At 70.7% G+C, this 22,743-nt stretch carries 20 protein-coding genes and 1 tRNA gene; 7 read left to right on the top strand and 14 right to left on the bottom strand.

The features are described 5' to 3' along the window. The first annotated feature begins 23 nt into the window (after positions 1 to 23). Both Q8A52_RS04305 and Q8A52_RS04300 read left to right on the top strand, forming a co-directional pair. Entirely contained in the window at positions 24 to 836 is an 813-nt protein-coding gene (locus Q8A52_RS04305; protein WP_316748987.1) for a trans-aconitate 2-methyltransferase, read from the top strand. After that, positions 836 to 1,207, top strand: a complete 372-nt coding sequence (locus Q8A52_RS04300) for a VOC family protein (protein ID WP_316748984.1) — start codon at positions 836 to 838, stop codon at positions 1,205 to 1,207. The genes Q8A52_RS04305 and Q8A52_RS04300 overlap by 1 nt, the downstream gene beginning before the upstream one ends. On the opposite strand, the gene Q8A52_RS04295 is transcribed toward Q8A52_RS04300, so the two are convergent. From Q8A52_RS04295 to Q8A52_RS04285, 3 genes are all read right to left on the bottom strand, one after another. Further along, a complete protein-coding gene (locus Q8A52_RS04295) occupies positions 1,194 to 1,808 on the bottom strand; it encodes a Uma2 family endonuclease (protein WP_316748982.1) in 615 nt (204 codons plus the stop codon). The two genes, Q8A52_RS04300 and Q8A52_RS04295, sit on opposite strands and share 14 nt — an antisense overlap. A gap of 98 nt (positions 1,809 to 1,906) precedes the next feature. Next, positions 1,907 to 2,581, bottom strand: a complete 675-nt coding sequence (locus tag Q8A52_RS04290) for a TetR/AcrR family transcriptional regulator (RefSeq protein WP_263209629.1) — start codon at positions 2,579 to 2,581, stop codon at positions 1,907 to 1,909. Continuing rightward, on the bottom strand, positions 2,578 to 3,582 hold the full coding sequence (locus Q8A52_RS04285; protein ID WP_316748978.1) for an acyl-CoA desaturase: 1,005 nt from the start codon (positions 3,580 to 3,582) through the stop codon (positions 2,578 to 2,580). The genes Q8A52_RS04290 and Q8A52_RS04285 overlap by 4 nt, the downstream gene beginning before the upstream one ends. A 301-nt stretch (positions 3,583 to 3,883) precedes the next feature. On the opposite strand from Q8A52_RS04285, the gene ppc reads away from it, so the two are divergent. After that, positions 3,884 to 6,628, top strand: a complete 2,745-nt coding sequence (gene ppc / locus Q8A52_RS04280) for a phosphoenolpyruvate carboxylase (protein ID WP_316748976.1) — start codon at positions 3,884 to 3,886, stop codon at positions 6,626 to 6,628. 57 nt (positions 6,629 to 6,685) lie between these two features. Here ppc and Q8A52_RS04275 read toward each other — a convergent pair whose 3' ends face one another. The 8 genes from Q8A52_RS04275 to Q8A52_RS04240 form a co-directional block, all read right to left on the bottom strand. Beyond that, on the bottom strand, positions 6,686 to 7,399 hold the full coding sequence (locus Q8A52_RS04275) for an LPXTG cell wall anchor domain-containing protein (RefSeq protein WP_316748974.1): 714 nt from the start codon (positions 7,397 to 7,399) through the stop codon (positions 6,686 to 6,688). 125 nt (positions 7,400 to 7,524) lie between these two features. Next, positions 7,525 to 8,028 (bottom strand): hypothetical protein, encoded by a 504-nt coding sequence (locus tag Q8A52_RS04270; RefSeq protein WP_316748972.1) that lies wholly within the window; start codon positions 8,026 to 8,028, stop codon positions 7,525 to 7,527. A gap of 52 nt (positions 8,029 to 8,080) precedes the next feature. Further along, on the bottom strand, positions 8,081 to 8,683 hold the full coding sequence (gene pth, locus Q8A52_RS04265) for an aminoacyl-tRNA hydrolase (RefSeq protein ID WP_316748970.1): 603 nt from the start codon (positions 8,681 to 8,683) through the stop codon (positions 8,081 to 8,083). Positions 8,684 to 8,790: 107 nt separating this feature from the next. Continuing rightward, complete coding sequence (locus tag Q8A52_RS04260) at positions 8,791 to 9,390, bottom strand: 50S ribosomal protein L25/general stress protein Ctc (RefSeq protein ID WP_316748968.1); 600 nt, start codon at positions 9,388 to 9,390, stop codon at positions 8,791 to 8,793. 216 nt (positions 9,391 to 9,606) lie between these two features. Then, entirely contained in the window at positions 9,607 to 10,587 is a 981-nt protein-coding gene (locus Q8A52_RS04255) for a ribose-phosphate diphosphokinase (RefSeq protein WP_316748965.1), read from the bottom strand. A 133-nt stretch (positions 10,588 to 10,720) separates the two neighbouring features. Beyond that, positions 10,721 to 12,169: a bifunctional UDP-N-acetylglucosamine diphosphorylase/glucosamine-1-phosphate N-acetyltransferase GlmU gene (glmU, locus tag Q8A52_RS04250; protein WP_316748964.1), complete on the bottom strand. Its 1,449-nt coding sequence runs from the start codon at positions 12,167 to 12,169 to the stop codon at positions 10,721 to 10,723. 119 nt (positions 12,170 to 12,288) lie between these two features. Continuing rightward, a tRNA-Gln gene (locus tag Q8A52_RS04245) sits at positions 12,289 to 12,359 on the bottom strand. 11 nt (positions 12,360 to 12,370) lie between these two features. Then, a complete protein-coding gene (locus Q8A52_RS04240) occupies positions 12,371 to 13,243 on the bottom strand; it encodes a hypothetical protein (RefSeq protein ID WP_316748962.1) in 873 nt (290 codons plus the stop codon). A 166-nt stretch (positions 13,244 to 13,409) separates the two neighbouring features. Between Q8A52_RS04240 and Q8A52_RS04235 the strand changes: the two genes are divergently transcribed. After that, on the top strand, positions 13,410 to 14,723 hold the full coding sequence (locus tag Q8A52_RS04235) for a sensor histidine kinase (RefSeq protein ID WP_316748960.1): 1,314 nt from the start codon (positions 13,410 to 13,412) through the stop codon (positions 14,721 to 14,723). Positions 14,724 to 14,762: 39 nt separating this feature from the next. Here Q8A52_RS04235 and Q8A52_RS04230 read toward each other — a convergent pair whose 3' ends face one another. Both Q8A52_RS04230 and Q8A52_RS04225 read right to left on the bottom strand, forming a co-directional pair. Continuing rightward, the gene (locus Q8A52_RS04230; protein WP_316748958.1) at positions 14,763 to 15,257 is read right to left on the bottom strand and encodes an SUKH-3 domain-containing protein; all 495 of its coding nucleotides are present in this window, start codon (positions 15,255 to 15,257) and stop codon (positions 14,763 to 14,765) included. A gap of 48 nt (positions 15,258 to 15,305) precedes the next feature. After that, on the bottom strand, positions 15,306 to 15,854 hold the full coding sequence (locus Q8A52_RS04225; protein ID WP_316748956.1) for a YwqJ-related putative deaminase: 549 nt from the start codon (positions 15,852 to 15,854) through the stop codon (positions 15,306 to 15,308). A 288-nt stretch (positions 15,855 to 16,142) separates the two neighbouring features. Between Q8A52_RS04225 and Q8A52_RS04220 the strand changes: the two genes are divergently transcribed. The 3 genes from Q8A52_RS04220 to Q8A52_RS04210 all read left to right on the top strand — a co-directional run bounded on the left by Q8A52_RS04220 (position 16,143) and on the right by Q8A52_RS04210 (position 21,061). After that, positions 16,143 to 17,132: an SMI1/KNR4 family protein gene (locus Q8A52_RS04220; RefSeq protein ID WP_316748954.1), complete on the top strand. Its 990-nt coding sequence runs from the start codon at positions 16,143 to 16,145 to the stop codon at positions 17,130 to 17,132. Positions 17,133 to 17,141: 9 nt separating this feature from the next. Next, entirely contained in the window at positions 17,142 to 19,976 is a 2,835-nt protein-coding gene (locus Q8A52_RS04215) for an SUKH-4 family immunity protein (protein ID WP_316748952.1), read from the top strand. Between the two features lie 197 nt (positions 19,977 to 20,173). Then, positions 20,174 to 21,061, top strand: a complete 888-nt coding sequence (locus Q8A52_RS04210) for a cellulose-binding protein (protein ID WP_316748950.1) — start codon at positions 20,174 to 20,176, stop codon at positions 21,059 to 21,061. 59 nt (positions 21,062 to 21,120) lie between these two features. Here Q8A52_RS04210 and Q8A52_RS04205 read toward each other — a convergent pair whose 3' ends face one another. Then, positions 21,121 to 22,740: a sodium/solute symporter gene (locus Q8A52_RS04205; RefSeq protein WP_316748948.1), complete on the bottom strand. Its 1,620-nt coding sequence runs from the start codon at positions 22,738 to 22,740 to the stop codon at positions 21,121 to 21,123. Between the last annotated feature and the right edge of the window lie 3 nt (positions 22,741 to 22,743).

Raw genomic sequence — 22,743 nt, 5'->3', positions numbered from 1 at the left:
TGCACCCGGGGAGAGTGGAGGACATGACGAAGCCGACCTGGGACCCCGGCCAGTACCTGCGTCACGCCGGTCACCGCGCCCGCCCCTTCACCGACCTCCTCGCCCGCATCCCGGACCTGCCCGACGCCCGGCCCCGCATCGCCGACCTCGGCTGCGGCCCCGGCAATGTCACCGTCCTGCTCGCCGAGCGCTGGCCCGACGCGCACATCACCGGATACGACAACTCGCCGGACATGCTCGACAAGGCCCACGTCGACCACGAGGGGCCCACCTCCGGCGGAGGCCGCCTGGACTTCGCCCACGCCGACGTACGGACCTGGACGCCCAGGGAGCCGTACGACCTGATCGTCAGCAACGCCACCCTCCATTGGGTGCCCGGGCACGCCGACCGCTTCGCCGACTGGATCGGCGCCCTTGAGCCGGGCGGCACCTTCGCCTTTCAGGTCCCCGACAACATCGACGCCCCGCTGCACGCCCTGATGCGCGAACTCGCCGCCACGCCCCGCTGGAAAGCTCGCCTCACCGACGTCCTGCGCCACGAGGACTCCGTCCACGCCCCCGGCGTCTACCTCGACCGGCTCGCCCGCCTCGGCTGCGCCACCGACGTGTGGCAGACGACGTACTTCCACGTCCTGCAGGGCGAGGACCCCGTCCTCGACTGGGTCAAGGGGACGGGACTGCGGCCCGCCCTCACCGTCCTCGCCGACGACCCAAAGGCCCGGGACGCGTTCGTCACGGAGTACCGGGACCTGCTGCGGGAGGCGTACCCGAGCCAGGAGTACGGCACCGTGCTCCCGTTCCGCCGTCTGTTCGCCGTCGCCCGCAAGGAGGGCTGATGCTCGCTGCCGTCGACCACGTACAGCTCGCCGCCCCGCCCGGCTCCGAGGACCTGCTGCGGGCGTACTACGTCGATGTCCTCGGCATGACGGAACTCCCCAAACCGCCGGTGCTCGCGGCGCGCGGCGGCTGCTGGTTCGAGGCAGGCTCCGTGCAGCTCCACCTGGGCATCGAGCAGGACTTCCGGCCCGCGAGGAAGGCCCACCCGGGGCTGCGGGTGACGGACATCGAGGCGTACGCGGCCCGGCTGGCCGCAGGTGCGGCGCCGGTGATCTGGGACGACAACCTCCCGGGCCAGCGACGCTTCTACTCGGAGGATCCGGTGGGGAATCGGCTGGAGTTTCTGGAGCCGGGGGCTACAGCGCCTTGAGCGCTTCCAGCGTGATGTCGATGTCGATGTCGAAGGGAACGCCGACCTTGAGGCGATCGCGGTAGGTACCGGTCAAGCCGTAGGCCTTGTTCACCGGGTCGAGTTCGTAGACGCGGACGACGGGGTACGAGTTCACCCCGTCCGTCTCCACGAGCCAGAAGTGCGCGATGCCCGCCTTGGCGTACTTGTGCGGTTTGGCGTTGTGGTCGCGCGCCTCGGAGTCGGGCGAGACGACTTCCACGGCGAGCACGACGTCCTTGGCCTGGAAACGGGTCTGCTCGAGGCTGGTTGCGGCTTCCGCGCGGACGACGCTGACGTCCGGTTCCGGGCCATTGCGGCGATCGAGGACGACCGTCATCTCACGCACGACCTTCAGGTCCTCGGGCTTCATCAGGCGCAGCCCGCTCACCAGCAAGTCGATCATCAGCATGTGGAAATGGCGCTGCGGACTCACGAAGACCAAGCTCCCGTCGATCAACTCGGTGTGCGGCGGGAGGTCCGGCAGGGTGAACAGGTCATCGACCGTGAAGCCATCGGGCGGCGGTATGGGCAGGTGGATGCCGGGCTCAAAGTCGTGTGCGGCGCTCGGCTCGGCAGTCATGGTGATTCCTCCCATGAGCGGGATTCTTCGGCCTGAGTACCCACGGTAGTCGCCGGAACCGACAAAGGTCACCACAACGGGTGATCACGCACCGCGTGTCAGCTCTTGCGGTGCCCGATCAGCCGCGGCTTCGGCTCCAGCCCGTCCAGCCCGTGCCACGCGAGATTCACCAGGTGGGCGGCGACTTCCGCCTTCTTCGGGCGGCGCACGTCCAGCCACCACTGACCGGTCAGCGCCACCATGCCGACCAGCGCCTGGGCGTACAGCGGAGCCAGCTTCGGGTCGAAGCCGCGGGACTTGAACTCGCGGCCCAGGATGTCCTCCACCTGGGTGGCGATGTCCGAGATCAGGGACGCGAAGGAACCCGTCGACTGGGGGATCGGGGAGTCACGGACCAGGATGCGGAAGCCGTCCGTGTACTCCTCGATGTAGTCCAGCAGCGCGAACGCCGCCTGTTCGCACAGCTCGCGGGGGTGGCCGGCCGTCAGGCTGCTCGTCACCATGTCGAGCAGCCGGCGCATCTCGCGGTCCACCACCACCGCGTACAGCCCCTCCTTGCCACCGAAGTGCTCGTACACCACCGGCTTGGAGACCCCGGCCTTCGCCGCGATCTCCTCCACCGACGTGCCCTCGAAGCCCTTCGCCGCGAAGAGGGTGCGACCGATCTCGAGCAGCTGCTGGCGGCGCTCGGCACCGGTCATACGGGTCCGGCGCGCTCGCCGCGGCTTTTCGGTGCTGGGGGTGCTGGAGTCGGTCGCCACGGCGTCAATCATGCCGCCTTCGCGGCCTCCGCCCCCCGCCGGGAGCCGCCTTCCCCGGTGTTACGGCGCGAATCGATACGCGAGCGTGACGGCCAGCGGACGTCGTACGCCCAGCCGAACATCTCAAACCAGCGGATGATCCGCGCCGACGAGTCCACCTGACCCCGCTCCACACCGTGCCGCGCCGAGGTCGGGTCGGCGTGGTGCAGGTTGTGCCAGGACTCGCCGCACGACAGGACGGCCAGCCACCACACGTTGCCGGAGCGGTCCCGGGACTTGAAGGGGCGCTTGCCGACCGCGTGGCAGATCGAGTTGATCGACCAGGTCACATGGTGCAGCAGCGCCACCCGCACGAGTGAACCCCAGAAGAACGCGGTGAACGCGCCCCACCAGGACATCGTCACCAGGCCGCCGATCAGCGGCGGCAGGGCCAGGGAGAGCACCGTCCAGTAGACGAACTGGCGGGAGATCGTCCGGATCGCCGGGTCCTTGATCAGATCCGGCGCGTACTTCTCCTGCGGCGTCTGCTCCTCGTCGAACATCCAGCCGATGTGCGCCCACCACAGGCCCTTGATCAGCGCCGGAACGGTCTCGCCGAACCGCCACGGGGAGTGCGGGTCACCCTCCGCGTCGGAGAACTTGTGGTGCTTGCGATGGTCGGCCACCCAGCGCACCAGGGGACCCTCGACCGCCAGCGACCCCATGATCGCCAGAGCGATCCGCAGGGGCCGCTTGGCCTTGAACGAACCGTGGGTGAAGTAGCGGTGGAAACCGATCGTGATGCCGTGGCACCCCAGGAAGTAGAAGAACACCAGCAGGCTCAGATCCAGCCAGCTCACCCCCCAGCCCCAGGCCAGCGGCACCGCCGCCAGCAGCGCGAGGAACGGCACGACGATGAACAGCAGCAGCGTGATCTGTTCGATCGAGCCCTTCTGCTCGCCACCCAGGGTGGCGGAGGGGATCGGGTCGGTCGCCTGCGGGGCGTCTTCGATCACATCGGAACTCGTGGTCATGGGCGTCCCCTGTGGGGTCGAGGGTGAGGAGGGGTGCCGGGTCGCGGCGACCTAGTGGGACTGTACCCAGACTTCCCTACGGTTCCGTAACCTACGGCGACGTAAGTATGGCAGCGCGGTGTCCGGCGGCAAGAGCCCGTGAGCCAGCGCGTCCACATGGACACCTATCCTTGGATTCGGTCGGACAGCGCGGTCCGCTTTGTTTTCTTCCCGGACGTCCGGCCCGTATGCGGCAGCTGCCGCGCGGCAGACACCCGGGTTCCCTCCCAGACGAGCTTCAACACTGCAAGGAGCCGCACCTGTGAGCAGTGCCGACGACCAGACCACCACGACCAGCAGTGAGCTGCGCGCCGACATCAGGCGACTGGGCGACCTCCTCGGCGAGTCCCTCGTCCGCCAGGAGGGCCCCGAGCTGCTCGAGCTCGTCGAGAAGGTCCGCCGTCTCACCCGCGAGGACGGAGAGGCCGCCGCCGAGCTGCTGCGCGGCACCGAACTGGAGACCGCGGCCAAGCTGGTCCGCGCCTTCTCCACCTACTTCCACCTGGCCAACGTCACCGAACAGGTCCACCGCGGCCGCGAGCTGCGCGCCCGGCGCGCCGCCGAGGGCGGCCTCCTCGCCCGCACCGCCGACCGCCTCAAGGACGCCGACCCCGAACACCTGCGGCAGACCGTCCAGCACCTCAACGTCCGCCCGGTGTTCACCGCACACCCCACCGAGGCCGCGCGCCGCTCGGTCCTCAACAAGCTCCGGCGCATCGCCGCGCTCCTGGAGACCCCGGTCATCGAGGCCGACCGCCGCCGCCACGACATCCGCCTGGCCGAGAACATCGACCTCGTCTGGCAGACCGACGAGCTGCGCGTCGTACGCCCCGAACCCGCCGACGAGGCCCGCAACGCGATCTACTACCTCGACGAACTCCACGCCAACGCCGTCGGCGACGTCCTGGAGGACCTCACCGCGGAACTGGAGCGCGTCGGCGTCAAGCTGCCCGACGACACCCGGCCGCTTTCCTTCGGCACCTGGATCGGCGGCGACCGCGACGGCAACCCCAATGTCACCCCCGCCGTGACCTGGGAAGTCCTCATTCTCCAGCACGAGCACGGCATCAACGACGCCATGGAGATGATCGACGAGCTGCGCGGGCTGCTCTCCCAGTCCATCCGCTACACCGGCGCCACCGAGGAACTCCTGGAGTCCCTGCGCACCGACCTGGACCTGCTGCCCGAGATCAGCCCCCGCTACAAGCGCCTGAACGCCGAGGAGCCCTACCGGCTCAAGGCCACCTGCATCCGCCAGAAGCTCGCCAACACCAAGCAGCGCCTGGCCAAGGGCACCCCGCACGCAACGGGCCGCGACTACCTCGGCACCGGCGAACTCCTCGGCGACCTGCGCATTCTCCAGACCTCCCTGCGCGAACACCGCGGCGGCCTGTTGGCCGACGGCCGGCTCGCCCGCATCATCCGCACCCTGGCCGCCTTCGGCCTCCAGCTCGCCACCATGGACGTCCGCGAACACGCCGACGCCCACCACCACGCCCTCGGCCAGCTCTTCGACCGCCTCGGCGAGGAATCCTGGCGCTACGCCGACATGCCCCGCGAGTACCGGGCCAGGCTCCTCGCCAAGGAACTGCGGTCCAGGAGGCCCCTCGCCCCCACCCCGGCCCCCGTGGACGCGGCAGGCGAGAAGACCCTCGGCGTGTTTCAGACGGTCAAGAAGGCCCTGGAGGTCTTCGGACCCGAGGTCATCGAGTCCTACATCATCTCCATGTGCCAGGGCGCCGACGACGTCTTCGCCGCCGCCGTCCTCGCCCGCGAGGCCGGCCTCGTCGACCTGCACGCCGGCTGGGCCAAGATCGGCATCGTCCCCCTCCTGGAGACCACCGACGAGCTCAAGGCCGCCGACACCATCCTCGAGGACATGCTCTCCGACCCGTCCTACCGGCGCCTGGTCGCGCTGCGCGGCGACGTCCAGGAGGTCATGCTCGGCTACTCCGACTCCTCCAAGTTCGGCGGCATCACCACCAGCCAGTGGGAGATCCACCGTGCCCAGCGCCGGCTGCGCGACGTCGCCCACCGCTACGGCGTCCGGCTGCGCCTCTTCCACGGCCGCGGCGGCACCGTCGGCCGCGGCGGCGGCCCCTCCCACGACGCCATCCTCGCCCAGCCCTGGGGCACCCTGGAGGGCGAGATCAAGGTGACGGAGCAGGGCGAGGTCATCTCCGACAAGTACCTCATCCCCTCCCTCGCCCGGGAGAACCTGGAACTGACCGTCGCGGCCACACTGCAGGCCTCCGCCCTGCACACCGCGCCCCGCCAGTCGGTCGAGGCCCTGGCCCGCTGGGACGCCGCCATGGACGTCGTCTCGGAGGCCGCCCACGCCGCCTACCGCCGCCTGGTCGAGGACCCCGACTTGCCCGCGTACTTCTTCGCCTCCACCCCGGTCGACCAGCTCGCCGACCTCCACCTGGGCTCCCGCCCCTCCCGGCGGCCCGACTCCGGCGCCGGACTGGACGGCCTGCGCGCCATCCCCTGGGTGTTCGGCTGGACCCAGTCCCGGCAGATCGTCCCCGGCTGGTTCGGCGTCGGCTCCGGGCTCAAGGCACTGCGCGAAGCAGGCCTGCGGCAAGAAGGGGACACGGTCCTCGACGAGATGCACGAGCAGTGGCACTTCTTCCGCAACTTCATCTCCAACGTCGAGATGACCCTGGCCAAGACCGACCTGCGGATCGCCCAGCACTACGTCGACACCCTCGTCCCCGACGAGCTCCGGCACGTGTTCGACACCATCCGCGCCGAACACGAGCTGACCGTGCACGAGGTGCTCCGCATCACCGGCGAGAAGGAACTCCTCGACGCCACGCCGGTGCTGAAGCAGACCTTCAGCATCCGTGACGCCTACCTGGACCCGATCTCCTACCTCCAGGTCACCCTGCTCAAGCGCCAGCGCGACGCCGCGGCCACGGGCGAACAGCCCGACCCGCTGCTGTCGAGGGCCCTGCTCCTCACCGTCAACGGTGTGGCCGCAGGCCTCCGCAACACCGGCTGACGACATGGGTGTGCCCCCGTGCTTCACGCGAAGCACGGGGGCACACCCATGCGGACATCAGCCCCGGACGGCCTTCCGGCGCCGGAACACCAGGTAACCGCCCGCGCCGACCAGCGCGGCCGCGACACCGGACAGCAGACCCACCGGCGCGCCGTTGCCCGTCTCGGCCAGGTCGCCCGAGCCACCGCCCTGAGCGGACGGCGACGACGACGCGGCCGGCGCCGTCGACTCGCCTCCGCCCGCCGGCGCACTCGGGGACGCGCTCGGGGACGCGGAACCGGACGGGCCGGGCGTCTGGCCGGCGGAGGAACTCGGGGACGCGGACGGGGTCGTACCGCCGCCCCCCTCCGAGCCCGCGCAGTCCGTCCAGAACACCTTGTGCTTGGCCGCGCCCTTCTCGCCGTCGAAGTTCCAGAACAGCTTGTAGTGCCCGTCGGGCAGCGAGAGGTCGTCCGTACGGCCGTGTCCCTCGGCGTCCAGGGTGATGGCGCCCGACTTCACGGTCTCGCCCTTCGGGGCGGCCGTCGGAGCCCACGCCTCGATGTGCCAGTCGACCTCCTGCACACCGTCGAAACCGAAGGCGTCCAGGTAGAACGTGCAGACGTGCGGTTCGTTGCGGCGCAACTCCTCGCCCGTCCTGGCGTCGTGGATCTTCACTGTGCCGTTGTCACCAGGACCTCCGGCATGAGGGGTGGCGTAGGCGGAAGGGGCGGCGAACAGCGCGGCCGCCGCGACGGCGGACAGGGCGCCGGCGCGTGTGAGGGTACGCATGGGGCAGTCCATCTTCGAGTTGTGGACGGGAAGATGTGGAGGGGGCGGTTCAGCTTCCAGCCCCGACTGACCCGCGGTCAATCACGAAGAGACAACACTCAGATCCTCCACAGGGCCCACAGGGCTCAGAGCGCCAGGAAGGCCGCCGTCAGCAGTACGGCCCCCGACCCCGCCAGCACCCACGCCGGCCGCGTCAGCCGCAGCCCGCCCGCCACGACGACCGAGGCGAGCAGCAGAGCCCCGCCCAGCGGCACCCACGCGTACAGGATCCCCGCCGGCCCCGACCGTACGACATCGTCCGTACCGGGCTTCACGATGACGGCGTACGTCTGTCCCTTGCGCACCGCCACCGGCTCCTGGATGACGACACGGTCCCGCGCCGTCGCCCCCGGCGAGACCGGTGTGAAGGGCCCCGAGCACTTGTCCCCGTCGCACCGGGTCACCCTGATCGTGCCGTGCTCCCGGCCCTTCGTCAGCATCACGTGCTGCGCGGTTCCCCAGGAACCCCACACACCCGCGATCAGGATCAGCGCGGCGACCGTACCCATCACCGCGAACCGCCCGAACCGCACCGCGGCGGCCGAGGCCTGACGGGAAGAGATGGCTGTGGCAGGCATGGCCGGGATCATTGGCCATGCCCCTCGTGTCGGTCAACTCGGGCCCGCCCGGCAGCCGGACAAGTCAGGAGTTGTACGAGCTTTGCGCCCGCTCCAGCCCGTCGATCACCAGACACTCCACCGCGTCCGCCGCCCGGTCCACGAAGTAGTCCAGCTCCTTGCGCTCCGCCGACGAGAAGTCCTTCAGCACGAAGTCGGCCACCTGCATACGGCCCGGCGGCCGCCCGATCCCGAACCGCACCCGGTGATAGTCCGCACCCATCGCCTTCGTCATCGACTTCAGCCCGTTGTGCCCGTTGTCCCCGCCGCCCAGCTTCAGACGCAGGGCCCCGTAGTCGATGTCCAGCTCGTCGTGCACCGCGACGATGTTCGCCAGCGGCACCTTGTAGAAGTCCCGCAGCGCATTCACCGGACCGCCCGACAGGTTCATGTACGACATGGGCTTCGCCAGGATCACCCGCCGGTTCGCCGGACCGGGCGGGCCGATCCGCCCCTCCACGACCTGAGCCTGCGCCTTCCCGGCACGCTTGAACTTCCCCCCGATCCGCTCGGCCAGCAGATCGGCCACCATGAAGCCGACGTTGTGCCGGTTCATGGCGTAGTCGGGACCGGGATTGCCCAGGCCTACGACCAGCCAGGGGGCATTGGCGGGGGTGGTCACGTCCATGTCTCCTTGATACGCGTCGACACGCGTCCTCGATAAGTCCTTGATACACGCGACAGCCGCTGCCCCCTGCCGGGAACAGCGGCTGACACGAACGACCACCGCGAGGATCAGGCCTCGGCGGCGGCCTCTTCGCCCTCGGCCTCGCCCTCGGCCGGGGCCTCCTCGGCCTGCGCGGCCAGGACCTGGAGAACGACCGCGTCCTCGTCGACGGCCAGCGTCACGCCGGACGGCAGGACGATGTCCTTGGCGAGGACCGAGGCACCGGCCTCCAGACCCTCCACCGACACCGTCAGGCCCTCGGGGATGTGCGTGGCCTCGGCCTCGACCGGCAGCGCGTTCAGGACGTGCTCCAGCAGGTTGCCACCGGCGGCCAGCTCGCCCTCGGCGTGCACCGGAATCTCGACCGTGACCTTCTCGCCACGCTTGACCAGCAGCAGGTCGACGTGCTCCAGGAAGCCCTTGATCGGGTCGCGCTGCACGGACTTCGGGATCGCCAGCTCGTTGGACTTGCCGTCGATGTCCAGGGAGATCAGGACGTTCGGGGTACGCAGCGCGAGCAGCAGCTCGTGGCCCGGAAGGGTCAGGTGCAGCGGGTCGGAACCGTGGCCGTACAGCACACCGGGAACCTTCGAGTCACGGCGGATACGACGGGCGGCACCCTTGCCGAACTCGGTACGGGTCTCGGCGGAGATCTTGACCTCGGACATGATCACTCCTCGTAGAGATGGATACGGGGTCCCCCTGCTCCTTGGAGCTTGGGGAGGTCACCCGGCCACGAACGGCCTGCTACGAAGAGCGCGTCGATAACGGACCGCCGTACCCCGTCCAAGAACGGGAACGGCCTCCCTCGCCGAGCAACTGAAGCAGTCTACTCGGCGCGGGAGGCCGCAGAAAAATCGATCAATCCCAGAGGCGAACAGAGATCACTGCTCGTCGAACAGGCTCGTCACCGAACCGTCCTCGAACACCTCACGCACCGCACTCGCAATCGTCGGCGCGATCGACAGCACCGTCAGCTTGTCCAGGTCCCGGCTCAGCTCACCCGGCGTCGGCAGCGTGTTCGTGAACACGAACTCGCTCACCCGGGAGTTCTTCAGCCGGTCCGCCGCCGGACCCGACAGCACACCGTGCGTCGCCGTCACGATGACGTCCTCCGCACCGTGCGCGAACAGCGCGTCCGCCGCCGCGCAGATCGTGCCACCGGTGTCGATCATGTCGTCCACCAGCACACACACCCGGCCCCGGACCTCACCCACGACCTCGTGGACGGTCACCTGGTTCGCCACGTCCTTGTCACGCCGCTTGTGCACGATCGCCAGCGGCGCACCCAGACGGTCGCACCAGCGGTCCGCCACCCGCACCCGGCCGGCGTCCGGGGACACCACCGTCAGCTTGTCCCGGTCCACCTTCTGACCGACGTAGTCCGCGAGCAGCGGCAGCGCGAAGAGGTGGTCCACCGGGCCGTCGAAGAAACCCTGGATCTGGTCCGTGTGCAGATCCATGGTCAGAATGCGGTCGGCACCCGCCGTCTTCATCAGATCCGCGATCAGACGCGCCGAGATCGGCTCACGCCCACGGTGCTTCTTGTCCTGCCGGGCGTAGCCGTAGAACGGCACGATCACCGTGATCGAACGGGCCGACGCACGCTTCAACGCGTCGATCATGATCAGCTGCTCCATGATCCACTTGTTGATCGGAGCCGTGTGGCTCTGGATCAGGAAGCAGTCCGCACCACGAGCCGACTCCTGGTAGCGGACGTAGATCTCGCCGTTGGCGAAGTCGAAGGCCTTCGTCGGGACGACCCCGACACCCAACTGCTGGGCGACCTCCTCGGCAAGCTCGGGGTGGGCGCGGCCGGAGAAGAACATCAACTTCTTCTCGCCGGTCGTCTTGATCCCGGTCACAGCACAGTCTCCTCAGAGGTGTCTCAGCTGGGTGTCGAGCGACCTCTCGGCTGGGCGTGAGAGGCCGACTCGGCTGGTGGGGTGCGGGTATGCACTTATCACGGTACGCCGTGTTCGGCGCACCCGTTTCCGGTCAGTCCTCGCCGCCGCCCTGCCGGGAGGCCGCCTCCGCCGCCTTCGCGGCCGCGCTTCCCGGGCGCTTGCGGGCCACCCAACCCTCGATATTCCGCTGCTGGCCGCGGGCCACGGCAAGCGAACCGGGCGGCACATCCTTGGTGATCACCGAGCCCGCGGCGGTGTACGCACCGTCCCCGACCGTGACGGGAGCCACAAACATATTGTCCGAACCCGTACGGCAGTGCGACCCGATCGTCGTGTGGTGCTTGTCCTGCCCGTCGTAGTTCACGAACACACTCGCGGCACCGATGTTCGAGTGGTCTCCGATCGTCGCGTCCCCGACATAGGAGAGATGCGGAACCTTGGTCCCCTCCCCGATCGACGCGTTCTTCGTCTCCACGTACGTACCCACCTTGGACTTCAGCCCCAGACGGGTACCGGGTCGGAGATACGCGAACGGCCCCACACTGGCCTGCGGCCCGATGTGCGCCCTGTCGGCCACCGTGTTGTCCACGCGGGCGCCCGCGCCCACGTGCGTGTCCGTGAGCCGGCTGTTGGGCCCGACCTCCGCGCCCTCGCCGAGATGCGTCGAACCGTGGAGCTGGGTGCCCGGGTGGACGAGGACGTCCTGCTCGAAGGAGACGGTCACGTCGACCCACGTCGTCGCCGGGTCCACGACCGTCACACCGGCCAGCATCGCGCGCTCCAGCAGCCGGTCGTTGAGGATCCGGCGCGCCTCCGCGAGCTGCACACGGTTGTTGATCCCGGCGATCTCTCGGTGATCACCGGCGACCGAGGCCCCCACGCGATGCCCGGCCTCCCGCAGGATCCCGAGGACGTCCGTCAGGTACTCCTCGCCCTGACTGTTGTCCGTCCGCACCTTCCCCAGCGCGTCGGCGAGGAGCTGCCCGTCGAAGGCGAAGACCCCGGAGTTGATCTCACGGATCGCGCGCTGCGAGGTGCTGGCGTCCTTGTGCTCGACGATCGCGGTCACGGCACCGGAGGCGTCGTCGCGCACGATGCGGCCGTAGCCGGTGGCATCCGGGACCTCGGCGGTCAGCACGGTGACGGCGTTCCCGTCCGCGTGATGGGTCGCGGCGAGCGCCTGCAGCGTCTCACCGCTGAGGAGCGGCGTGTCCCCGCAGACGACGACCACGGTTCCGTCGACGGCCCCGCCGAGCTCCTCCAGAGCCATCCGTACGGCGTGTCCCGTCCCGTTCTGCCGGTCCTGCACGGCGGTCCGCACCTGCGGGTCGATGCCGCCGAGGTGCTCGGTGACCTTCTCGCGGGCGTGTCCCACGACGACGACCAGTTCGTGCGGGTTCAACTCACGCGCGGCGGCGAGCACATGACCCACCAGGGAACGGCCACAGATCTCGTGCAGGACCTTGGGTGTGGCCGACTTCATACGGGTGCCCTCACCCGCTGCAAGAACGACGACGGCTGCCGGGCGAATGGCGCTCACGGGGTTGCCCTTCGGCTTTGGACGGGTGGGGGTGGACATCCGCAGGATACCGGGGCGTTTCTGGGGGGACATGGGAGCGGGCCCCGACCGTTCCAAGTCAGGGCCCGCTACTTGTCATGCTCCCGGAGAAGGACTCGAACCCTCATTCAACGGACCAAAACCGTTTGTCCTACCTTTAGACGATCCGGGATAGTTCATGCGTTATGTCCGATTTCGTTGATCGGCCTCGCGCACGGACAACACTATGCCGTACCAAGAGCCCTCGATGCGACGGTACAAGTCGGCACCCTTAAGGACCTTGACCACCAGGCAGCCTCGATAGGCGTCACCAACGTTCTTCCGAACCGTCTTGGGATTGTGCCTTTTGAGGGTGGTCTTGTTGAACGAAGTCCGGTCGGCGCCGACGAGGTCGGCCCAGTACTGTTCCGCGCCCGCAATGTCCGCCGTCTCGTGGATCATTACGCTGAACCTGAGGCGCTCCCGCTCGATCCCGAGGAGGTCGAGCCATGCCAGGAAGACGTGGATCATGTCCGGGTCGCTGTTGATGAAGGTGACGGTCTCACGGCGGGCGTAGGGCTTGTCCTTGCCGCCCTCCGCCCAGTAGAGCCCGACACCGAGCAGGAACAACTCGCGGTCGGAGAGCTTGCCTACTGCTGCAAGTGCGGCCGCCTTGGTCCGTTGGCGCTCCTCGTCCCGTACCGCCAGCTCGTGCTCCCAGCGCCTTCGTGCTGCGAGCTTGGCCTGTTCCGCGGGGGCGCGTCGCTCGGGCTTCGGTAGATCCCGTACCCACAGCGAAACCGAACTCCGTGAGCACCCCAGCTCCGCCTCGATCCGGTCGTAGGTCCACCCTTGGAGTCGCAACTCCCGCGCTTTCGCCCGTAGGTCGTCCTTCGCCCGTGGTCGTTTCGTCCACTCCGGTGGCGGCTCCCCCTTCACCAGCTGGTTGAGGATGTCGTTGTTGAAGATCTTCAGCTCGTCGCGGATCTGCCGAAGGCTGTAGCCCCCGCGCCGCAGTGCGACCGCGCGCTCCCGCAACCCGTCGAAGTCCGCGTACTTGCCATGCGAATGTGCCATGTGCATACCGTCCGGCCGGAATGGTCGGTTCCGGTGCCGAACGGGCGTGGTTCAACAGTTCGAGGGATACCGGGGGGTTTCGCAGTTATTCGATTACGGAGTGTGGTGTAGGCCAGTAGGCGAAACTCACCGGAAAAGCTTCCCCCGCCGCCCGTAGGCTGGACGCATGACCACGACGGGGGAAGAGCGCACCACGGCCCTGACCGGCCCGTGGTGGTGGGCGAGGTGGCGCAGCGCGGTTCTCGACGGGAGTCTCGCGCTGGTGTCCGCGCTGGAGTGTGCGGCGGAGGGCATCCCCTTCGCCCGCGACGCGGGGATCCCGGTGTCGGTCGGGATCGTGTTCGGTCTGCTGGCCGGTTCGGTGCTGCTGCTGCGGCGGAAGTGGCCGATCGCGGTGGTGCTGGTTGCGATCGCGATCACGCCGGCCCAGATGGGTTTCCTGATGGGCATCGTCGGCCTGTACACGCTGGCCGCGGCGGAGCTGCCGCGGCGGATCATCGCGGCGCTGGCGGGGATGTCTCTCGTCGGGACGATGATCGTGACGTTCGTGCGGGTGCGCCAGGACATGGCGCGGGGTGATCTGACTCTCGGGGACTGGTTCGTGCCGTTCGCCTCGATCACCACGTCGCTCGGGCTCACCGCGCCCCCTGTGCTGCTCGGTCTGTATGTGGGTGCCCGGCGCCGGCTCATGGAGAGCCTGCGGGAGCGGGCCGACAGTCTCGAGCGTGAGCTGCAGCTGCTCGCGGAGCGGGCGGAGGAGCGCGCGGAGTGGGCGCGGAGCGAGGAGCGGACGCGTATCGCCCGCGAGATGCATGACGTGGTGGCGCATCGCGTGAGCCTGATGGTGGTGCATGCGGCCGCGCTGCAGGCGGTGGCCCGGAAGGATCCGGAGAAGGCCGTGAAGAACGCGGTGCTGGTCGGGGACATGGGCCGGCAGGCGTTGACGGAGTTGCGGGAGATGCTGGGGGTGCTGCGGTCCGGGGACGGTGGGCAGCGGCGGGCGGCGTCGGTGGCGCCGGCCGCGGTCGGGGTGGCGGTGGCGGAGGCGGATTCCCGGGTCGGCGAGGACGAGGTGGCGGTGGAGGGGCCGTACCTGTCGGAGCTGGACGTGCTGATCGGGCAGTCGGCGGCCGCGGGGATGGTGGTGGATCTGTCGGTCGAGGGGGATGCGCGGTCGTATGCGCGGGCGGTCGAGCAGACGGCGTACCGGGTGGTGCAGGAGGCGTTGACGAACGTCCACAAGCATGCGGCGGGTGCGAAGACGCACGTACGGCTGGCGCACCGGGTGTCGGAGATCGCGATGCAGGTGGAGAACGAGCCGCCGCCGGAGCCGTCGTCGGCGTCGGCGGCGCGGCTGCCGTCCGGTGGCAATGGTCTGCTCGGGATGCGGGAGCGGGTCATGGCGCTGGGCGGCGTGTTCGTGTCGGGGCCGACCGATGCGGGGGGCTTCCGGGTGTCGGCGGTGATTCCGGCGACGTAGGCGCGGCGGGCGGGGGTGCCGCGCGGGTGCCGGTGGGGTTCAGCCGGCCGTGAGCCGTACGGGTGCGATGCCCGCGATGAGCGCCGACAGGGCGTGGTCGATGTCGGGGCCGAGATACCAGTCGCCGGTGTGGTCGAGCGTGTAGACGCGGCCTTCGGCGTCGATGGCGAGGAGGGAGTGGGTCTCGGTCTCCTCGCCGAGGGGGCACAGCTCGGTGTCGAGGGCGCGGCCGAGGTCGCCGAGGGTGCGGGCGAGGTGCAGGCCGTGCAGCGGGTCGAGGTCGAGGGCGGCGGGGGCGACCTGGCGGCCGGGTCCGGCCGGGGTGACGCTGAGGCCGCCGAATTCGGCCCAGGCCTCGACGGCCGCGGGGAAGACGGTGTGCCGGTGTCCGGCGGGCGAGGTGTGTCCGCGGAGGGTGTCGGCCCAGACTTCGGCCTGCTTGATGTCCCAGCGTCCGGGTTGCCAGCCGGCGGCGCGCAGTGCGGCGTCGATGAGGACGGGGAAGCGTGTGGTGGATGTGCGGTCGGCGTGCATCTGCCCTTCGATCGTCGAGTTGCTGGGTCTTGCCGTGTGCGTGCCGGGTCAGTCGCCGTCGGCCGTGGGGTCGACTATGCGGACGCCGAAGTGGGCGCTGAGCGCGGTGCAGGCGCGGCAGGGTGTGGCGAAGCTGCCGTGGAGGGGGTCGCCGTCCTCGCGTATCCGGCGGGCGGTGAGTTTTGCCTGCTTGAGGGTTCTGCGGGCCTCGCCGCTGGTCATCGGCTTGCGGGCGGCGCGCTTGCTGCGGGCGGCGTCGGCGGCGGCGATGTGGCGGGATATGAGGAGGGCCTCGGCGCAGCGGCCGGTGGAGCGGTCGCGCTGGGCGCTGGTGAGGGTGTCGAGGAAGTCCTGGACGAGGGGGTGGAGGGGAGGGGGTTCGTCGCCGCGGGCGGCGGTGCCGGTGAGGGTGGCGCCGCGGACGGAGAGGGCGGCGGCGACGGTGGGCAGGATGCCGTCGCGGCGGTGCAGGAGGGCCGGGGCGTGCGGGGTTTCGTCGTGGCTCCAGCCGATTCGGGGGTCGCCCGAGGTGCGGGTGTGCCTGCTGGTGCGGGCGTCCGCGTGTGGTCCCGTCTGCGTCGCATTCATGATCATCATCCCTTCCGGGCGTCCCCCGAAGGTCACAGAGTGCCAAATGCCGTGGCTGGTGCGGAAGCTGGGGCGGTGCGACACGCCCGGGTTTGGGCAGGCTGTCACGGCAGGGTGACGGCTGGTCACGGAAGTGGAGGCCCGGTGACCGGTGTCCGTGTACCGCATAGGCTGTCGGCACCGCGATGCGCGCGGTCAACGTGTCGTAGACGTTGCAGAGACAGTCGAATACGGACCGTCGCGTGCCACAGATGGTGCGGTTTCGGTTCGTACAGAGTGCCGCAGGGGGCAACCGCCATGACGACAGGTCGGCTCGGGCAGCAAGCCGCGCCGCCGAACGCGGCCTACGCCGGGCAGGTCGTGCATTTCCCGGATCCGGTCCGGGCGGCACGTCACCCGAGAGGGGTACGTATCGATGAGCACGGATACCCCGACTTCTCGCCCTACGCGCGCGCGGTCGCGGAGATCGCCGAACCGCCCGAGGGTTTCGGCGTCGACGAGTTGCGGCTGACGGACTATGTGTCGGCGAACGCGGCGTTGTCGGCGTCGGGGCACGAACTGTGGGACACGGTGCCGGAGGTGGCGACGCCGCACGGCTGGACGTGGCATCACGTGGTCGGTTCACGGCGGCTGGAGCTGATTCCGGTCGAGGTGAAGGCGCTGCTCAGGCATCACGGTGGTGTGGCGACGACGCGGGTGGACCACGGCAAGCGGGGGACGCGGCCGTTGCAGGAGACGCGTCCTGCGCATGTCGGGCTGCCGAAGTCGGGTGTCGCGGTGACCGAGCAGCAGGTGCAGGGGGTCGAGGAGGACCTGGGGTACCGGCTGCCGGGTGCGTACCGCTCCTTCCTCAAGGCGGCGGGCGGCTGCGCGCCGGTGGGCACGGCGCTGGACGCGGAGCTGGGTCTGCTGGTGGACCAGCCGTTCTTCACGGTGCGCGACGAGGCCGCGGTCAATGACCTGGTCTACGTGAACAAGTGCCTGCGTGACCATCTGACGAAGGATTACCTGGGTGTGGCCTTCGTGCAGGGCGGGTTGCTCGCGGTGAAGGTGAAGGGCGAGCGGCTCGGTTCGGTGTGGTTCTGCGCGTACGACGACGCGCGGGACGTGGATCCTTCGTGGCCTCCGGCGGAGCGCGTGGAGCGGTTGCTGCTGCCGTGCGGTGACGACTTCGACGCGTTCCTGTCCCGGCTGGCGGGCAGTCCGCCGGAGTTGGAGACGGTGGCGAACCTGATGGTGGACGGCGGTTTCGCGCATGCCGTTCCGGTCTCTTCCGTGGGGGAGTGAGCTTCGGCGATGGTGACGTTCGCGCAGGCGCAGGAGCGCGCGGAAGAGTGGATCAACGGGGACGTTCCGGCGTATCAGCACCGTGAGGTGCGGGTGCGGGAGTTCGACCTCGGTTTTGTGGTGTGGGGCGAGGACCGTGCGGAGGGGCCGCGTTCGGACGCGGGCGCTCAGCGGCTCGTCATCGCGCGGGACAGCGGTGAGGCGACGCTGTGGCCGGCGCTGCCGGTGGGTGAGGTGATCCGCCGGTACGAGGAGGAGTACGGCCGTCCGGACGAGGTCGAGGACGCGGTGCCGGCGCCCCCGGCTCGCGTCGATCTGAACCAGACGTCGTTCCTGCTGAGCCCGCCGGAGTGGCTGCAGGAGGCGGCGGACAAGCTGGGGATCCCGGATCGGCGCTCGTCGGAAGGTGGGCTTCCCGAGACCCAGGCCGGGGTGCCCGCGGCCGCGGAGCCCTCCGCTGCGCCGCCGGCCGCGGCGACTTCCGCGCCGGGGACGTCGGTCGGTTCCGGGAGCAGTGGTGCGGCGTGGCCGGCCGCGGGTGGTGACGCGCCGGGCGACGGGGCGCATGGTGTGCCCGCCGGGGCGACGCCCTGGGCCGGTACGGACACCAACGCGGACGCCGGTGACGACCGTTCCGTGCCGCTGCCCGCGACGGTGTTCGCGCCGCCGCTGAGCGACTCCGGCGACGGGGCCACGCCGCCGGACGCCAAGACGGCGCTGATGTCGGGAGGCAGCGGGCTGCCGCCGACGGCGGTCTCTGCGGCGCTCGGCGATCAGGGAGCGCCCGGTGTGCCGCACGGCAGCACGCCGCCTCCGCCTCCCTACGGCTATCCGCAGGGGCAGGCGGCTCCGGGCACGCCTCCTCCGGGCGCCGCGCCGGCCACGCCCCCGTATCCGCAGGGCCCGGGCACGCCGCCCCCGCCGTCCGCTGCGGGTGTGCCGCGGGGCAGCACGCCTCCGCCGCCGGCCCCGTCCTCGTACGGCTACCCCCAGGGTCCCGGCGCTCCCGCCGGCCCGGGCACGCCGCCTCCGGGCGGCCCGCAGGGCGTCCCCGGTTACGGCTACCCGCAGGCCCCGGGCGGTGCCCCGGACGCGCCTCACCCCCCGGCCGGTCCGGGTGCGCCGGGGCGGCCGCTGGCGCCCAACGCCAGTGACATCGCGGACGCCGCGACCAGCAAGGCCGCGCCGCCGCCGCGTCGGCCGCGTGGCGCGGGCACGCCGCCTCCGCCGCCGGGTGTTCCGGGTGCGCCGGGTGCGCGGCCGGGCGGCACGCCTCCGCCGCCGCCCGCGCCCGGTGCTCCCGGCGCGCCGGCGGGTGGGTATGTGCCGACCCAGCTCATGTCGCCGCTCGGCCCCCACGGGCCGGAGGCTCCGGCCGGTCCGGGCGCGCCGGGCGGCACGCCTCCCGGCAACGTGCATCACGCGGCCACGGTGCTGGCCGACCCGTCCCAGCTGGGCGGGGGCACCGGCGGGGGCGCGCCGCAGCCGCCCGGCGCCCCGGGCATGCCGGGTGGGTCCGGCGCACCGGTTCCGCCCGGCGCTCCCGGCATGCCCCCGGCCGGCCCCGGCGTTCCCCGGCCTCCGGGTGCTGCGGGGGGTGCGCGAGAGGCCGTGCACCACGCGGAGACCGTGCTGGCCGGGCCCCCGGTGGCCGGACCCGGCGCACCTCCGCCGCCGCAGGCCCCCGGCGTGCCCGGGATGCCCGGTGCTCACGGCATGCCCCCGGGCGCCCCGCAGCCGATGCCGCCGCACGGTGCGATGCCGCCGCCCGGACAGCCCGTGCCCGGTCAGCCCGTTCCGGGCCGGCCGGTGCCGGGTCAGCCCGTGCCCGGGCAGCAGCCTCCGGCGTACGGCTATCCGCCCCAGGGGCAGCCGACGGTCGGCCCGGGGTACCAGGCCGTGCTGCGCTACCGGGCCCAGGACGGTTCCGAGCAGCAGCTGATCCGGCGTTCGGCGCCGGGTACGCCGCACCCGGAGTGGCAGATCTTCCACGAGCTGCGCGCCATGAACGTGCCGCCGGACAAGGTGCTGGAGCTGCACACGGAGCTGGAGTCGTGTGCGCTGCCGGGTGCCTACTGCGCGCGGATGATCCGGGAGCAGTGGCCGCAGGCGCGGATCGCGAGCATCGCGCCGTACGGCACGGACCACGCGAGCCGGCAGCAGGGCATGCAGCAACTGCTGGCGCACCAGGGTGAGTTGCACCAGGTGGCGGACGGTCCCGCGCGGCCGGCGCCGGTGCGGGTGCCGGTGCCGCAGGTGCCGCCCGTGCCGCCGATCCCGCCGGAGGCAATCGCCCAGGAACTGGCGGCGGCGTTCGGGCCGGGCGTGTTCCGGTTCGAGCAGGCTGCGGTGTCGCGGCAGGGTGTGCCGCCGATCGTGGCGCACACCCTGGTGGCGGCCGGACTGCCGCTGGACATGGGCCCGTTCTTCTGGGCGCAGGCCCAGCCGGGCCGTCCGGTGCCGACGCTGGCGGAGCTTGCGCAGGAGCGCGGCGTGCAGCCGGCCCCGGACGCGGGTTCGTACCTGGTCATGGGCACCGACTTCGGCAAGGCGATCTGTGTGCAGTACGGCACCGCGAACATCGTTGCGGTCCCCGTGGAGGCGGGGCCGGGCGGCGTGCCCGTACCGCCTCAGTTCGTGAACTCCGGGCTGCCGGAGTTCGCGCGCTGCCTGGCCCTGCTGGGCCGCATGTGGCGGCTGCGGTTCGGCCTGAACCAGGAGCAGGCGGGCCGCTGGACCGTCGACTTCCAGGCGCAGCTCGCCTCGCTCGACCCGGCGGCGCTGGGTTCACCGGAGAGCTGGTGGTCGGTGCTGCTGGAGCAGATGTGGGACGGGTTGCTGTGACCCGTATCTGACGCATCGTCAAGGGCAGGGCCCGGCCGTACGACTTCGTACGGCCGGGCCCTGCCCTTTTCAGGTGGTGTCTCGCCATGTTCGTTGCTTATGCGTCGAGTGTCGCGTTATAAACACTTGCGCCTGATCCATAAAGATGTGCGCACCATCGTCGGTTCGTATGGGGCAGGTGGAGAGGGGTTTCCACGGTGAGCAGCGCTTCGGAATCGCCGTACGGCTTCGCGACCGTCCGGGGGCGCGGCTACCGCCCCGAGCAGGTCGACGCGTACGCGTCGGCACTCTCCCAGGACCGCGACGCCGCGTGGGAGCGGGCCGCGCGGCTCACCGTGCTCGCCAAGGACATGGGGGCGGAGCTGGAACAGCTGCGCGAGACGGTCGCGCGGCTCGCCCCGCAGACGTACGAGACGCTCGGGGAGCGCGCACGGCGCGTGTTCCAGCTCGCGGCGGAAGAAGCGGCGGACGTGCGGGAGCGCACGCGGCGCGCGGTACAGGAACACATCGCCGAGGCGGAGGCACACGCGCTCGAGGTGCGCCGCACGGCGCAGGAACAGGCGGACACGCTCCGCGCGGAGGCCGAGGAACGCACCCGGCAGCGGCTCCTCGCCTCTCGCGCCGAGGCGGACGACCTGCGTATCGGCGCCCGGCGCGAGGTGAAGGAGGGGCGCAGCGAGGCGCTCGCCGCGTTGCGGGAGGTGCGGCGGCGCACCGAGGGGATGCTCGCCGAGCAGGCCAGGGAGCACACCGAACGGTGGGCCGAGGCCGACCGCGAGGCCGTCGAACGGGCCGCCGCGCTAGAGAAGCAGCACGCCGAGCGGCTGGCCCGGGCCGAGGCCGCGCTGGCCGAGGCGACGCGGGAGTTCGCGGAGGCGGAGGCGGCGGCACGGCGGTGCCAGGAGGAGGCACACGCGCGTGCCGCCGAGATCCTTGCCGCGGCGCGGGTGCGGGAGGACCGGATCGGGCGGGACACGGAGCGGGTGCTGCGCGAGCACGGGGAGCGGTGGGACGACGTGCAGGCTCACATGGATCACATGCGCGACAGCCTGACGTCGCTGACCGGGCAGGCCGCGCTGGAGTGAGACCGGCGCGACCCGGTTCCCCCGCGCCTGGATTCCGCGCCTCCGGCTTCCCCGCGCCCTCAACTCCCCCTGCGCACGGCCCCCGCCAGGATCCACCCCTCCACCGCCTCGTACTGCCGCCGTTGTTCCTCCGCCTTGCCCCGGCCGGAGGCCACCGTGCCCAGCCAGCCGAAGAGGAAGCCCGCCGGGACCGAGACGATGCCCGTCGTCGTGAACGGGAACCAGTTGAAGTCGGCGTCGGGGAAGGCCGAGATCGGTGAGCCGGAGACCAGATTGGTGCCCGGCATCAGCAGCAGCACGGTGAGGGAACCGCCGATCAGCGTGCAGATCAGGCCGCTTCGGGTGTAGCGGCGCCAGAAGAGGCTGTAGACCAGGGCGGGGGCGATGGCGGAGGCGCCGAGGCAGAAGGAGAGGGTCACCAGGGGCTGCAGGCTGCGGTGCTGGACCAGGGTGGCCAGGAGGATGGTCGGGGTGCCGATGGCCAGGGCCGAGAACCGGGCCAGGGTCATCTCACGGCGGGCCGACATCTCCCGTACCCGGCCCGCGAACACGTCGTGGGCCAGGGAGTTGGCGCAGGCCAGGATCATCCCGGCGACGGAGGCCAGGAGGGTCAGGAAGATCGCCGTGGTCACCGTGGTGAACAGGAAGGTCTCTGCGGTCGACACGTCCGGTCCGAAGGCCGCTCTCGAGCCCAGCAGATACGCCGTGTTGCCCTGCGGGTCCGCCTGGGCAATCGTCGTACGGCCGATCAGGGCCGTCGCACCGACGCCGACGACCGTGATGACCAGGACGAACACGGCCACGCTGGACACCGCCCAGGACATCGAGCGGCGCACCTGACGGGCGCTGGACGCGGTGTACATGCGCATGGTGATGTGCGGCAGGCAGGCGCCGCCCACGACGATCGTCAGCTCGGACGTGATCATGTCCAGGCGGGGGCTGGTCCCGCCCGCGAACTGCAGTCCCGAGTGCAGGAAGGCCTCCCCGGCCCCGCTCTGCCGGGCCGCCGCGCCGAACAGGGCGCCGGGGTCCCAGTCGAAGCGGTGCAGCATCAGCAGGGCGACCAGTGCGCCCGAGCCGAGGAGCATCACGATCTTCACGATCTGGATGAGGGCGGTGCCCTTCATGCCGCCGATCGCCGCGTAGCTGATCATCAGCGCGCCCAGCCCGATCACACAGCCCGTCTTCAGCGACTCGTTGGAGAAGCCGAGGATGAAGGCCAGCAGCTGCCCGGTGCCGGCGAGCTGCACCAGCATCAGCGGCAGCAGCGCCGCGATGGTCACCGCGCACGCCGTGACGCGGACGCAGCGGCCGGGCGTACGGCGGGCCAGCGCGTCGCCCATGGTGAACCGGCCCGCGTTGCGCAGGGGTTCGGCCAGCAGGAACATCATCAGCATCAGCGACAGGGTGGTGCTCAGCGCGAGCACGATGCCGTCGTATCCGCACAGGGCGATCACTCCGCCCGTGCCGAGCACGGTGGCCGCCGAGATGTAGTCGCCGGCGATCGCCAGGCCGTTGCCCATGGGGGACAGGGAGCCGTAGCCGGTGTAGAACTCGTCGAGGTCGTCCCGGTCGGGGCCCGTCATCACGCACAGCAGGAGGGTGATGGTCGCGACGGCGGAGAACGCGACCAGGGACATGGTCTGGGCCGAGTCACTGAATCCCGTGAACCCGGTCATGGT

Origin of the sequence: Streptomyces herbicida, assembly GCF_032656585.1 — a bacterium.
Lineage (GTDB): Bacteria > Actinomycetota > Actinomycetes > Streptomycetales > Streptomycetaceae > Streptomyces > Streptomyces herbicida.
The sequence above is the reverse complement of the archived record's forward strand: the minus strand, read 5'-3'. Positions and strand labels throughout refer to the sequence as shown.